Genomic DNA, 13,820 nt, shown 5'->3' on the forward strand with positions numbered 1-13,820 from the left:
ATCATCCACAACTCTTGACAATATCTCAAATATTACGCTATCGAAGTCGTTCGCGGTAGACTGTGAACTGGCAAACGTCTAGAGGCTGTCCCGTAAGCTTCCTGTCGGTCGATTTGCAGGTCGAATGGTCGATACTGTCTTTCCCGCAAATGCGGGAACCTATTGAAAGAGCAGCCGTTAAATGGGCACCCGCCTGCGCGGGTGTGACACCACCGGCTTCTTTTCAAACGCTTACCGAGCTTGCGAGACAGCCTCTCTACATCAGCCGCACACCCGTAGTACAAAAAGAAAGCCGCATCGTAAAGATGCGGCTTCAACTATATGCTAACTCCAGAAGTCAGCTACGACGGGATTTTGCCGCCCGCGAGTCTGATTCGGTTCTCAGCGCGACGAAGAGCATTTGTAGCGCGCGTAATATCGACATCGGTACTGTGCAGTCCAATCCGCTCTTTGGCGCGAGTGTATGCCGATCGCGCGCGATCAAGATCGATTTCATCGATGAACTCGACAGCGTCGGCGAGGATTGTCGCAACATTATCGGAGACCTCGAGAAATCCGCCCGCAACCGCGGCAGTTCTCTCTTTATCATCTGATTCAGAAATTGTAATTTTGCCTGGTTTGAGCGCAGTGATCAGCGGTGCATGATGCGACAGAACACCGAGATATCCCTCGCTGCCCGGAACCACTATTCCTTTGACGTCGTGCTCATAGAGCACTTTTGCCGGTGATACTATCGATAGCTTAAACATACCGCTATGCCTTCTTCATCTTCTCGGTCCGCTCCAGAACCTCGTCGAGCGTTCCTGCCATATAGAAAGCCTGCTCAGGAATGTCATCGCACTTGCCCTCGACCAGTTCCTTGAATCCGGCAATCGTATCGGCAATCTTGACATATCTGCCGGAACGACCGGTGAACTGTTCAGCCACGAAGAAGGGCTGCGAGAAAAACCGCTGAATCTTCCTTGCTCGAGCCACTACCAACCTGTCATCCTCGGAAAGTTCGTCGATGCCGAGAATCGCGATGATATCCTGCAGATCTTTATATCTCTGCAGAATCTGCTGTACAGCTCTTGCGACCAGATAATGCTCCATTCCAACAACTGCCGGATCGAGAATTCTGGAGGTCGATGCAAGCGGATCGACAGCGGGATAGATTCCGAGTTCTGCAATCTGACGTGACAACACCGATGTAGCATCGAGATGCGCGAATGTCGTTGCCGGAGCAGGGTCTGTCAGGTCGTCTGCCGGTACGTAAATCGCCTGCACCGATGTGATCGAACCCGCCTTGGTCGATGTGATTCTCTCCTGCAGTGCGCCCATCTCTGTTCCGAGAGTCGGCTGATATCCGACTGCTGACGGCATACGTCCGAGCAGCGCGGATACTTCAGAGCCGGCCTGCACGAAACGGAAGATGTTGTCGACGAACAGGAGCACGTCCTGATGCATCTCGTCACGGAAATACTCGGCCATTGTCAGACCGGAGAGTCCGACACGGAGACGAGATCCCGGCGGCTCGTTCATCTGACCGTAACACATACAAGTCTTCGGCAACACGCCCGACTCTTTCATTTCGAGCCAGAGGTCATTGCCCTCACGCGTACGCTCACCGACGCCGCAGAACACTGAATAGCCACCGTGCTCCTGCGCGATGTTACGGATGAGCTCCATGATAATGACGGTCTTGCCAACGCCGGCGCCACCGAACAGACCGACCTTTCCACCCTTCACGTATGGCTCAAGCAGGTCCACGACCTTGATTCCGGTCTCGAACTGCTCGGTCTTGGTGTCCTGGTCCTGGAATGTCGGCGGGGGATGGTGAATCGGAAGTCTCGGCGTGTCCGCTGGAATCGGACCGAGCTGATCGATCGGCTCGCCAAGCAGATTGAAGATTCTGCCGAGAGTAACTTTACCAACCGGCACCGAAATCGGAGCACCGGTATCGATCACTTCCATATTTCTTACCAGACCGTCTGTCGAACCAAGAGCAACACATCTGACGACGTTGTCGCCGATGTGCATAGCGACCTCAACAGTCAGGTTGATGCCTCTCTCCTGATCTATGATCTTGATGGCATTGAGGATATTGGGCAGCTTATCGGCGTCGAACTCGCAGTCGACTGTCGGCCCGATCACCTGCACAATCTTCCCTTTGTTGCCAGAGACTAAGATATCGCTATTTACCGCCATGAAAACAAACCTCTATGTTAATAACATTCTTTTCGCAATGACCGAAAAACTATCCTTTCAAGGCCTCGGCACCGGAAACGACTTCGAGGAGTTCCTTGGTAATTGTTGCCTGGCGTGCCTTGTTCATGACAAGCGTCAGGTTATCTATCATCTCTCCGGCGTTTTTGGTCGCAGATCCCATAGCGATCATACGCGTGCCGTGCTCCGAAGCCAGCGCCTCAGCCATAGACATCTGTGCAACGGTCTGGGCATAGTTCGGAAGGAGCGCGGCATAGATGCTCGCAGCATCCGGCTCGAAAATATACTCTTTGCCCAAGTGTGCTTCTTCGCCGACGCCGAATTCCTGTTCGATCGGAAGAAACTGTTTGCGCGCAATCCTGAATCTCGCTGTCGAGATGAAGGCCGTGTACAGGAACACAATCTGGTCAACCTCGCCGGAGACAAAACTATTCGTCAGAAAATACGTCATGTCCCTGACCTTGGCGAGATCCATATTGCCTGAAAAATCGAGATATGATGCGACAATCGAGACATTTCTCCTGCGGAAATAATCGCGACCTCGTTTGCCAACACACACCAAATCAAGATTCTCCGGTGCGTAGTCCTTCCTGAAAGCCTCCGCGGTTCTGATCAGATTGGAATTGTACGATCCGCAAAGTCCTCTGTCAGACGTGAAGAGCACGAGAGTCGTCTTCTTCACTTCCCGTTTCTCGAAAAACGGATGAGTCACCTGACCCGACGCCGAAGAGAGATGCCCAAGCATCTCGACCATCTTCTCGGCGTACGGTCTGTAAGACTCTATTCTCTGCTGAGCGCGTCGGAGTTTCGCCGCAGCGACCATTTCCATGGCCTTGGTGATCTGCTTGGTCGATTCAACCGCGCGGATACGTTTCTTTAAGTCTCTAGTAGTAGCCATTGTAACTCTCGGCTTAGAGTCTACTCAGTGATCTTGAACTTGCTATTGAATTCCTCAAGCGCCTTCTTCATCTTCGCCTGAGTATCATCGGAAATCACATTCTCCTTAGCGATTGTGTGACTGATGTCGGGATAGTCCTTATCCATGAATTCGAACAGCTCTGTTTCGTATCTTGCAAGATCGGGAACCGGTATCTTATCGAGGAATCCCTCACTACCGGCCCAGATAATGATAACCTGCCTTTCCTGCAGCATCGGTACATACTGCCCCTGTTTCAGGATTTCAACCATTCTTGCGCCTCGATTAAGCTGAGCCTTCGTCGCTTCATCGAGATCTGAGCCGAACTGTGCAAACGCGGCCAGTTCACGGAACTGCGCGAGATCGAGACGGAGACCGCCGGCGACTTTCTTCATCGCCTTGGTCTGTGCATTACCACCGACACGCGATACCGAGATACCGACGTTGATTGCAGGACGTATACCGGAATAGAACAGGTCAGACTCAAGGAATATCTGCCCGTCAGTAATCGAAATCACGTTAGTCGGAATGTATGCCGTTACGTCGCCTGCCTGAGTTTCGATAATCGGCAATGCCGTTAGCGAACCACCACCCAGCTCGTCATTCAGTTTAGCAGCTCTTTCGAGCAAGCGCGAATGCAGATAGAAAACATCTCCCGGAAATGCCTCACGTCCCGGCGGGCGTCTCAGCAATAGCGAGAGCTGTCGATATGCCGTAGCGTGCTTAGAAAGGTCATCGTATATACAGACGACGTGGCGTTTCGTATGAAGAAACTCTTCGCCGATTGCTACCCCGGCATAGGGCGCAATAAACTGCAGCGGTGCGGGGTCGGTTGCGCTGGCAGCAACTACTGTCGTGTACTCCATCGCGCCATGCTTGCGTAGCGTTTCCACTACCTGTGCCACCGTCGACGATTTCTGACCGATAGCGACGTAGATGCAGAACACGTCGGTGTTCTTCTGATTGATAATCGTATCAATCGCAAGAGCCGTCTTGCCTGTCTGACGGTCGCCGATAATGAGCTCGCGCTGTCCTCGACCAATCGGAATCATCGAATCGACAGCCTTCAGACCGGTATGAAGAGGCTCCTTCACCGGCTGGCGCTGCACCACGTTCGGCGCGATTGTCTCGATATTGCGAAATTTATCAGTTGCTATCGGACCAGCGCCGTCGATCGGCTGACCGAGCGGATTGACAACTCTGCCGACCATTGCGTCGCCGACCGGCACAGATGCAATTCGACCTGTCCTGCGGACTGTGTCGCCTTCTTTGATGCCTGTGTCCGAACCGAAGATCACAACACCAACATTGTCTTCTTCGAGGTTGAGAATCATGCCCATTATGTCTCCGGGGAACGTCACAAGCTCCGACATCATCGCATCTTCGAGTCCCCAAACTCGGGCAATACCGTCACCCACTTGCAAGACAGTGCCGACAGACTCAAGCTCGAGCTTGGTCTCGTACTTGGCAATCTCCTGCTTTATTATAGAACTGACTTCTTCAGGTTTTAAGGCCATCTGAAACTCCGTATCTTTAAACGAATCTTTTTTCCGAGCCTGTGTACGCCGAATCCGCGCCTAATGCACCTTCAATGCCTGGAGTTGATCCCTCAAAACACTGAGGCGATACCTGATTGACATATCGATTATCTTGTCTCCAAGGAATACAACCACGCCGCCTATGATCGACGGATCGACCGCCGTCCGTAGCATGATTCTCTTTCGCGTCTTGGATTCAAGTTTCCGAGCGAGAGTCTCTTTCTGCTTCTCATCCATGGGAACAGCCGTCACAACCTTAGTTTTGACATATCCTCTGTACTCGAGAACAAGATTCTCGAATGCCTCAGCGATGTCGCGCAGGTAAGGGTTACGCCTTTTGGTGACCACGTGCATCAGAAACTCTTCAAATTCTCTCGAGACTTTGCCGGAGAACACATTTCGCATTACAGCGAACTTATCATGATCCCTGACCTGGGGTGCTGCAAGAAAGCGCAGCAGAGATTTGTCGGCGCTGAGCAGATTATCGAGATCACGCATCTCCTCAGCCAGTCTGTCAATCAAATTCTTTTCAAGCGCAAGAAGAAACAACCCATGCGCGTACCGTTTGGCAACTTCAGCAGCAATCATTAAATCTTCTCGACCTCGTTAATGAACCCTTCGATCATCTGACGATGCTTCGCTTCGTCAAGCTTCTCATTGATCATCTTCTCAGTAGCTGAGAGTGTCATCCTGACGATATCGAGCTTAAGCTGAATCTTCGCCTTGTCGACATCGCGGGAGAGCTCTTCCTTGGCTCTTTCGATCAACTCGCGAGCTTCGTTACGGGCGGTATCCTTGATTTCGGCAGCCACATTCTGGCCGTCGCGGATAGCCTCCTGAATCTTCGCGCGAGCATCGACCTCGGCTTCTTTCATGCGCTGTTCGTAGTCGACGCGCAACTTCTCAGCCTTCTTGAGCTCGTCAGATGCCTTATCAAAGTCGCCCTGAATCTTCTCGCGGCGTTCATCGATCATGCCGAGGAGAGGCTTCCAGGCGTATTTCTTCAGAATCAAAAGGGCGATGACAAAACCGATAATATGGGTCAGTATCTGTTGCCACTCAATGCTAATCACAACAGACTCCTGTTAAGCGTAAGACAGTTTAGTTCCACAATGGGCGGGCATATCGTCCGCCCATGTGCAAAACCTGTTATTAGCCGATCTTGCCCGATAGAACGAAAAATCCGACTAGCGAGTAAATCGTGAGCGCCTCGATCAGAGCGGCACCGATAATCATGCCGAGCTGAATCTTACCAGCCGCTTCAGGCTGACGCCCCATGGCTTCCATCGCTGAGCCGACCGCACGGCCGAGACCCAAACCGGAACCGATAGCCGCAAGTGCCAGACCGATCGGCAACGAGAAACCTAATGCTGTTTGAACGTCCATGAGTCCTCCAAAAGAGTTAATTCAATCAATGTTCTTCTGATTCATGATGTTCGTGTGGCAGCATGAGTGAGAAATACACAGCCGCCAGAAGACTGAACACCAAAGCCTGTATTGTCGATGTTAATAATGCCAGGAATATGAACGGTACATGAAGCGGCAATCCGACCGGCGAATGGATAACCGCCATTATCATAACGCCCAGCCCCACAAACGCCGCAATCAGAACATCCTCCCCGGTGATGTTGCCGAAAAGACGAAGCGCCAGTGAAAACGGTTTTGCAAGCTCGCCGATAATATGAATCGGCAGGTTGATCGGCACGAGAACCCACGAATAGACGTCTCTCGGTTCGCCCATCAGATGGAAGCACCACTTCCCGATGCCGAGATGCCTGATAGCGCTTCCCTGGACATGCAGGAAAACACAGATCGCGAGCGCCGCAGTCGTATTCACGCTCGATGTCGAGGAGTGCAGACCCGGTATTAATCCCGCGAAATTCATCAGCAGAATATAGATAAACAGCGTACCAAGGAATGCTACATATTTGGGACCATATCGCTCGCCGACCACACCGATGAAAAAGCCCGAAAGCCCGTCGACGAGCATCTCGACAGCCGCCTGCAGACGCCCCGGGATCATTTTCTGATTCCTGTAGACATAGAGGGCGATTGCGCACATCACGAAGAGTATGAAAAACGCGAAAACGATGTTTTCGTTCGTGTGTAGCCAGTGTACAACGCCGTGTGTCGGGTGATGAAGTGCCTGATTGGTCAGAGTTATTACGTTTGGAAGCTCAGGAGCACCCTCGGAGGCATGCTCGGCTGCATGCCCGGCGGCAGCATGGACCGTATCGGCAACATGTTCGCTCTTAGACGACAGAATCATCCACAGAGGCAATAGCTTCATTGCTGTGCTCCATTCTTACTGTCGGCCATTTTCATCCAACGTGCGCTGGCAAGCTCGCGACCGATGACTTTCAAAACAACTATTGCAAAAAGAAGCGTAAATCCGACAAGAAGTGAGGTTACCGGGACTATGTCTGCTTTGAGTATCAGGTATCCGATCAAGTAGAGTATGGGAAACTTGATAGCAGAAAATAGAAAAATCGAAACCGGTCTTCTATCGCGCAGAGTGACTGTCTGTTCGATAAGTCCTCTAACAAACCAGAGATTCACGCAGTTGAAGACCAATCCTATAGCAATGCCGAGCGAATAGTTCCAGTCGTAGTAGACAGCGCCAAAAATCAATATGAACGCCGAGACTACAAGTGAAGTCTTTATTACTCTGCCGATAAACTCAAGACCCATTGCAAGCGATCCGTTTGTGTTGAACAAGCCTCACTCAGAAAGTCACTGTTCGTTGCTCTCACGCGAAACCTGTTTAACTATCCTGTAGACTTCTTTTCCTGCAGCTATGAAACCGAAGAGAATCAGCACCCACATCAGGTATGGTTCGGTTTCGAATTTTTTATCAAGCCAGTGCCCGACGAAGTAACCGATCAAGGGCCCGACCGCCATGATTGCGGGGATTACACCGATAAGCGATAACTGTCGGTAGAGCTTGGCTTTCTCCTTCTTGTCGTTGTTGTTTCTCACCACGAAAATTTGGATGCTAATATAAAGGCGCATACGGGGATGTCAAGTATTTTGTGAAAAAAATAACAGACTCGTGAGGGTTATCAGCGCATACCGACACAACCACCGCACACCCGCCGTCGCAACACACTGCAATATAGAGAGTTACAGCGCACGACCATAAGAGCATCAAACTGGACTGGCGGGAGGACTGTCGAGATTATGCCAGCATTGCATGTGTCCCGCGCCCCGGCGGTGCTGTCAGGAGACTGTCGTGTGATTGTGAGATTGAACGCCGACAGTTTGAGTTTCGCTTAGGCCGGATGGGAAGCCGTCGATGTAACGTTTTAGGTAGATCGTGAATTTCGTCCCGCGCCCCGGCGATAAGTCGACTTCAATCCGTCCACCAAGATTCTCCAGAATTCGTCTCACTATCGGCAGGCCGAGTCCGGTGCCTCTTTTTTTCGTAGAGAAGAAGGGCTCAAAAATCCTGTTCTTGACAGATGGGGGCAATCCGGGACCATTGTCTGCGACGGACAGTCTCACCCATTCAAGATCGGCTGGTTCTTTGGCAGAGCCTCCCCTGTCAGGATTTTCAATCTCGACTACAATCGTGCCATTTGAGTCACCGATGGCTTCTACGGAGTTCATCAATAGATCAAGCATGAACTGCTTGAACATATCCTCATCGCCGGCAATGTACTCGGTCGTGCTGAACGGTTCGTACTCGAGGTTGATCCCGTCGTGATACGCGGTGTGATGCCTCACAATGTCGAAAACGTCAAGGATCAGATGATTGATTTCCACTTTTGTGAATGTCGGACGTTTCACACGAGCGTAATCGAGGAATTCGCGGAGTATGTCGTTGAGTCGGGATGATTCCTTCAGGATCAGATTCATCAGACGATCGTTTTCGCCCACAAGCATCAGCTCATTTTGAAGAACTTCGACCGAGCCCGATATCGCTGCCAGAGGGTTGCGAATTTCGTGAGCTATGCTGGCGGCCAGCTCACCGACAGCCGCAAGACGATCCGCCCGCCGCATCCTTTCTTCGGTTTCCTTTGCACTGGTAAGATCCTGGAATACAGCTACCACACCCCGCACGCCGAAGCGATCATCCCCGAGAATCGAGGTCGAAATCCCTACAGGAATCTCTGCCCCATCCTCTCTTTGTATCGATATCTCTGCTCTAATATCCTGCTGGGACGATTTAAGAACCGCGAGCACTCTCTCGGCGAATTGCGGCATCCTCTCCCTAAAGACATTGAGGCAGTTCTTCCCCTTGATTTCACGTTCCCTGAATCCAGTTATCTCTTCCGCGGCTTCGTTGAAGTAGACAATCCTTCCGGAGTTGTCGACAGTAATCAAACCTGAACGAAGATGTCTTAGAATCTCATCTGTCTCCAACCTAACCTGCTTCAGATTTTCCGATGCGGTCAGCAACTGACGATCCTTCACTCTCACCCTGTCAGCAAGATAGCCCGCTATGAAGGCAGTCAGATAGAATATGCAGAGATGGATGAATACGGTGAAAAAGATGTCATCATTCGCAGTATAGAGATTCTTCAGCACCCCCAAAGTAATCGTCTCACTCACGACTGATCCGCTTGCAAGCCAGATGGCAGCCGAATACGCTACCGACGCCAAAGTCGCTACAGCCAGCGTTCCGACAAGTCGGTATGCCAGAGACGCCGAAACGATAGTCAGCAGAAACAAACCTGCAAAGGGGCTGGAGAGATGTCCCGAATTATATACAATGACCGATTCGAGGCAGAGTTCTGCCGTCAGTTGCATGAGAATCAGGGGACGATTAAACGCGGAAAGGAAGCCGCGTTTCCTGAGCAGCATAGATGTGAAGAAGACAAGCGTGACAACGCTGTAGATCAGAAGCGGCCGGAACACCTCGAGTTGAGTGCGCATAGACAGCAGAATACTTCCGAACACAACCAGAAATACGACAAGCCTGAGAGGTAAGAACCAGGTGTTGTAGACATCAAAATGTTGAGTTCGTTCTCTGCGCATGGCACACAAAAGCATCTCCGGCCTTAACCGGAGATGCTCTTTCTGGATCTAAGTCTTCTAATTTATCTTACCGATGATATCGAACATCGGCAGATACATTGCAATCAGAATTCCACCTATTACGGCGCCCATCACGACGATCACAACAGGCTCAATCAGCGATGTCAGCGCTGCCACCGCAGCATCCACTTCTTCGTCATAGAAGTCTGCTATTTTGTTGAGCATATCGTCAAGACCGCCCGTCTTTTCACCGACTGAAATCATCTGTACGACCATCGGAGGAAATACACCCGACTCTTTCAGAGGCCCGGTGATCGTATCACCTTCGGCGATTGCCACGGTCGCTTTCTTGATTGCATCATGCACAACTCTGTTGCCGGCGGTTCTGGCAGTCGTATCAAGAGCGTCAAGAATCGAAACACCCGATGAAATGAGCGTACCGAGAGTTCTCGAGAATCTCGCCACGGACGACTTGCGAATCAGAGTACCGATAGCCGGGATTCGCAACTTTAATTTGTCAATTTGCAGGCGTCCGTTAGAAGTTCTGCCAATCAATCTGTAGGCTACTACCATCGCAACGATAGCCAAAATGAATGCCCAGAAGTACTCATTCAGGATGTTTGAGACATTGAGCACGATCTGGGTCGGCGCAGGCAACTCGGCACCAAGATCTGAGAACATCTTCGCGAACACCGGGACGATGAATTTCAACATAGCCACGGTGACACCGATAGCAACAATGGAGACCACGATTGGGTACACCATCGCGCCTTTCACCTTGCGAGCGAGTTGATCCGCCTTTTCGCGGTAATTCGCGAGCCTTACGAGGATGGTATCGAGCGCGCCACCGACCTCGCCTGCCTCTACCATGTTGACGTAGAGATCATCGAACACCTTCTTGTGTTTGCGCAGTGCCTCCGAAAGTGTCGTTCCTGACTGCACCGACTCCTTGATCTGCCCTACGATCTTGCGGAGTTCGGCAGCCTCCATTTGCTGAGACAGAATGTCGAGGCACTGAACCATCGGGAGACCGGCGCCGATCATCGTGGAGAATTGTCGAGTAAACCGCGAGATGTGGATCTTCTTGATGCCGGTGCCTATCTTGATGTTCAGTTCCGATGCCTTCCTGGAAACTGACGTCACGAGGATGCGATTACTCCTGAGCATCCTTTGAAGATCGGCTTTGTTCTTAGCCTTGAGCTGTCCTTGTACGGCGACTCCTGTCACCGACTTTCCTTTGTATTCAAAGACGGGCAAGGTTACCTCCTTGCATTAAATAGAGTATTCACTATGCCGGAACTCCCGCCGTACGACGGGAAATCATTTCGTTCAACTCAGTCGGGTTGGCACTCCTGGCCAGTGCGTCACCAACAGTTATCTTCCGTGTAAGATATAGTTCTGCCAGCGAATCATTCATCGTCCTCATGCCATATTTCTGGCCAGACTGTATCATGCTGTATATCTGGTGCGTCTTGTCGTCTCTGATTATGGCGCGAATAGCCGGTGTTGCCACGAGAATCTCAGTGGACAGACATCTTCCTCCGCCGATCTTCGGAATGAGTTGCTGTACCACAATCGCCTGCAGGACGAACGACAGGGTCACTCTTACCTGATCTTGCTGACTGCTCGGGAAAACGTCAATGATTCTATTGATCGTCTCTGCGGCCGAGTTTGTGTGAAGTGTCGCGAACGCCAGATGCCCCGTTTCGGATATCTTGATTGCCGATTCAATCGTTTCGAGATCGCGCATCTCACCAATGAGTACGACGTCGGGATCCTCACGCAATGCGTACTTAAGCGCTTCGCCGAATGACTTGGTATCCGCGTAAACTTCCCGCTGGTTGATAATGCAGTTGATATGACGATGCAGGTACTCGATCGGGTCTTCGACTGTCAGGATATGCTCCTGTCGTTCACGATTTATCTTGTCGATAAGAGCTGCAAGAGTTGTCGATTTTCCGCTGCCTGTAGGCCCGCAGACAAGCACAAGTCCCTTTGGCATCTTGGCAAATTCAGCGACGGTCATTGGCACGCCAAGATCCTCAAAGCTCCTCACCTTGTAGGGAATCTGTCTGATGGCAACTGCGACGTTACCTCGCTGCACAAAGACATTGCAACGAAACCGCGAGAGGTTCTCAATTCCGAATGACAGATCGAGCTCGCTTTCCTCTTCAAATTTAAGCCTCTGCCTTTCGTTCATCATTGAATAGCCAAGTTTCTTCGTCATTTCCGGTGTCAGCGTGTCAACATCAAGCTTCACAAGCTTGCCGTCCACTCTCACAACGGGAGGAACGCCGACAGTCAGATGCAGGTCAGAGGCGTTTCTCTTGACCATCATTTCCAGCAATTCGCGAAGCGACAGCATATTATCTCCTCACATTCTTCTTTCTATTATCCATGTGGAATCTTCTCAATCACCTGTTTTTCACATCTATTGATCACTGGCTGTCGTAGCCAGAACCTCCTGAAGATTAGTCATTCCGGTCTTGAGTTTCATGATGGCGGCCTGTCTTAGTGTCAGCATATGTTCCTCCTTGCAGGCTTGCTCCCTCAATTCCGGAACAGAGGCGCCCTGCAAGATCATGCGCTCGAGCGTGGCGGTAATAGGCATGACTTCAAAGATACCGTTTCTGCCCGACATACCGCTATCGCCGCAGTCTTTGCAACCCTTGCCTTCGTAGACTTCGAATGTTCCGATTTCCTCTTCTGGTATACCGATTCGAAGGAGCTGTTCCGGGGCGACTTTTACCGGTCTCTTGCATTTCTTGCAGAGCAACCGCACCATTCGCTGCGCCATTATCAACTTGGTGGATGATGCCACCAGGAACGGCGGAATGCCCATATCTATCAGACGACTTATCGTAGACGGCGCATCATTCGTGTGCAATGTTGCGAACACAAGGTGACCGGTCAGAGCGGCCCGGATGGCGATCTCTGCCGTTTCGGTGTCTCGAATCTCACCGACCATTATGATATCGGGGTCCTGGCGCAGAAATGAACGCAATGATGATGCGAATGTCAGGCCGATATCCGACCGCACCTGCACCTGATTGATGCCATCGAAGTTAAACTCGACGGGATCCTCGGCAGTCATGATGTTGACATCGGTCGTATTCAACTGTTTGAGAGCCGAATAGAGCGTGGTCGTCTTACCCGACCCTGTCGGACCGGTTACGAGGATTATTCCGAATGGAAGGTGAATGACCCGGTCAAATGCTTCAAGGGATGATCTCTCGAAGCCGAGTTGCGTCATGTCGACCATGAGCGATCTCGGATCGAGAATACGCATGACCACCTTCTCGCCAAAAATAGTCGGAAGTACTGATACACGAAGGTCGACAGTCCTTTCGGCTACTTTCACCTTGATTCGACCATCCTGCGGCAGACGCCTTTCCGAAATATCCAGATCGGCCATGATCTTCACGCGCGAGATAATGGCAGCTCGATACTTGAACGGAAGCGGTGCCATCTCCGAAAGCTTGCCATCTTTACGAAAGCGCACCCTAATCCGCTTTTCGTAGCACTCGATGTGGATGTCCGACACTCCCTTACGGATAGCATCAGCGACCATCGAATCGACAAGTTTAACAAGCGGCTTGTCCTGAACCTGCGACTGCAAGTCCTGATCCGATAGAGAATCCTCGCGGGATTCAATCACTTCCAAATCGGATTCTTCAATATCCCTGATTATATCAGAGAAGCCATTTGACTCGATGTAGTAGGAGTCGATTGCCTTCGATATCGCCGCTTCGGGAGATATTACCGGCTGGACATTGCATCCGGTTATGAACTTGACGGCATCCAGAACATAGATATTGTTCGGGTCGCTGATCGCGACCACCAGCGTACGATTGATCTTCGATACAGCAATGACATTGAATTTGCGCGCGATATCGACCGGTATCAGCTTGACAACGTCTGGATTGAGTTCGATATCCGACAGCTTCACCGCACCGATATTGAGCTGCTTGCCGATGAATGTTGACAACTCATCCTCATCACCGACCACTCCCATGCGAATGAGAATTTCGTCGAGCTTGCCCTTGCCTTCTCCATGAAGCTCTAGCGCTTTGGTTAGCTGGCCCTCAGATATTCTGCCAGCCTTGAGAAGCATGTTGCCCAGTTCGTCTGTCATTGCGACAGAAGTCCTTCCTGTTTGCCTGATTCAGGGTCGGTCAATC

Annotated in this window: 14 protein-coding genes; all 14 read right to left on the minus strand. The window is 51.2% G+C overall.

Annotated elements, in window-relative coordinates; all coding sequences use genetic code 11:
• Positions 1 to 341 precede the first annotated feature (341 nt).
• The 14 genes from atpC to pilB all read right to left on the minus strand — a co-directional run bounded on the left by atpC (position 342) and on the right by pilB (position 13,774).
• Positions 342 to 749: an ATP synthase F1 subunit epsilon gene (gene atpC / locus KKH67_00340; protein ID MBU1317619.1), complete on the minus strand. Its 408-nt coding sequence runs from the start codon at positions 747 to 749 to the stop codon at positions 342 to 344.
• Positions 750 to 753: 4 nt separating this feature from the next.
• Entirely contained in the window at positions 754 to 2,187 is a 1,434-nt protein-coding gene (atpD, locus tag KKH67_00345; GenBank protein MBU1317620.1) for a F0F1 ATP synthase subunit beta, read from the minus strand.
• A 49-nt stretch (positions 2,188 to 2,236) separates the two neighbouring features.
• Entirely contained in the window at positions 2,237 to 3,103 is an 867-nt protein-coding gene (atpG, locus tag KKH67_00350; GenBank protein MBU1317621.1) for an ATP synthase F1 subunit gamma, read from the minus strand.
• A 20-nt stretch (positions 3,104 to 3,123) separates the two neighbouring features.
• Positions 3,124 to 4,638: a F0F1 ATP synthase subunit alpha gene (gene atpA / locus KKH67_00355; protein ID MBU1317622.1), complete on the minus strand. Its 1,515-nt coding sequence runs from the start codon at positions 4,636 to 4,638 to the stop codon at positions 3,124 to 3,126.
• A 60-nt stretch (positions 4,639 to 4,698) separates the two neighbouring features.
• The gene (gene atpH / locus KKH67_00360; GenBank protein ID MBU1317623.1) at positions 4,699 to 5,247 is read right to left on the minus strand and encodes an ATP synthase F1 subunit delta; all 549 of its coding nucleotides are present in this window, start codon (positions 5,245 to 5,247) and stop codon (positions 4,699 to 4,701) included.
• A complete protein-coding gene (gene atpF / locus KKH67_00365) occupies positions 5,247 to 5,732 on the minus strand; it encodes a F0F1 ATP synthase subunit B (protein ID MBU1317624.1) in 486 nt (161 codons plus the stop codon). The genes atpH and atpF overlap by 1 nt, the downstream gene beginning before the upstream one ends.
• A 79-nt stretch (positions 5,733 to 5,811) precedes the next feature.
• Positions 5,812 to 6,045 carry an ATP synthase F0 subunit C gene (gene atpE, locus KKH67_00370; protein ID MBU1317625.1) on the minus strand — a complete coding sequence of 78 codons (234 nt, stop codon included), beginning with the start codon at positions 6,043 to 6,045 and terminating at the stop codon, positions 5,812 to 5,814.
• 25 nt (positions 6,046 to 6,070) lie between these two features.
• The gene (atpB, locus tag KKH67_00375; GenBank protein MBU1317626.1) at positions 6,071 to 6,949 is read right to left on the minus strand and encodes a F0F1 ATP synthase subunit A; all 879 of its coding nucleotides are present in this window, start codon (positions 6,947 to 6,949) and stop codon (positions 6,071 to 6,073) included.
• Positions 6,946 to 7,377 (minus strand): ATP synthase subunit I, encoded by a 432-nt coding sequence (locus KKH67_00380; GenBank protein MBU1317627.1) that lies wholly within the window; start codon positions 7,375 to 7,377, stop codon positions 6,946 to 6,948. The genes atpB and KKH67_00380 overlap by 4 nt, the downstream gene beginning before the upstream one ends.
• 15 nt (positions 7,378 to 7,392) lie before the next feature.
• Positions 7,393 to 7,671, minus strand: a complete 279-nt coding sequence (locus tag KKH67_00385; protein MBU1317628.1) for an AtpZ/AtpI family protein — start codon at positions 7,669 to 7,671, stop codon at positions 7,393 to 7,395.
• A 207-nt stretch (positions 7,672 to 7,878) separates the two neighbouring features.
• Positions 7,879 to 9,639, minus strand: coding sequence for a PAS domain S-box protein (locus KKH67_00390; protein MBU1317629.1), 1,761 nt, complete (start codon positions 9,637 to 9,639; stop codon positions 7,879 to 7,881).
• Positions 9,640 to 9,696: 57 nt separating this feature from the next.
• Positions 9,697 to 10,896: a type II secretion system F family protein gene (locus tag KKH67_00395; protein ID MBU1317630.1), complete on the minus strand. Its 1,200-nt coding sequence runs from the start codon at positions 10,894 to 10,896 to the stop codon at positions 9,697 to 9,699.
• A gap of 31 nt (positions 10,897 to 10,927) precedes the next feature.
• Positions 10,928 to 12,004, minus strand: coding sequence for a type IV pilus twitching motility protein PilT (locus tag KKH67_00400; GenBank protein MBU1317631.1), 1,077 nt, complete (start codon positions 12,002 to 12,004; stop codon positions 10,928 to 10,930).
• A gap of 66 nt (positions 12,005 to 12,070) precedes the next feature.
• A complete protein-coding gene (pilB, locus tag KKH67_00405) occupies positions 12,071 to 13,774 on the minus strand; it encodes a type IV-A pilus assembly ATPase PilB (GenBank protein MBU1317632.1) in 1,704 nt (567 codons plus the stop codon).
• Positions 13,775 to 13,820: the final 46 nt, after the last annotated feature.

The sequence above is a fragment of the Candidatus Zixiibacteriota bacterium genome, from assembly GCA_018820315.1.
Lineage (GTDB): Bacteria > Zixibacteria > MSB-5A5 > JAABVY01 > JAHJOQ01 > JAHJOQ01.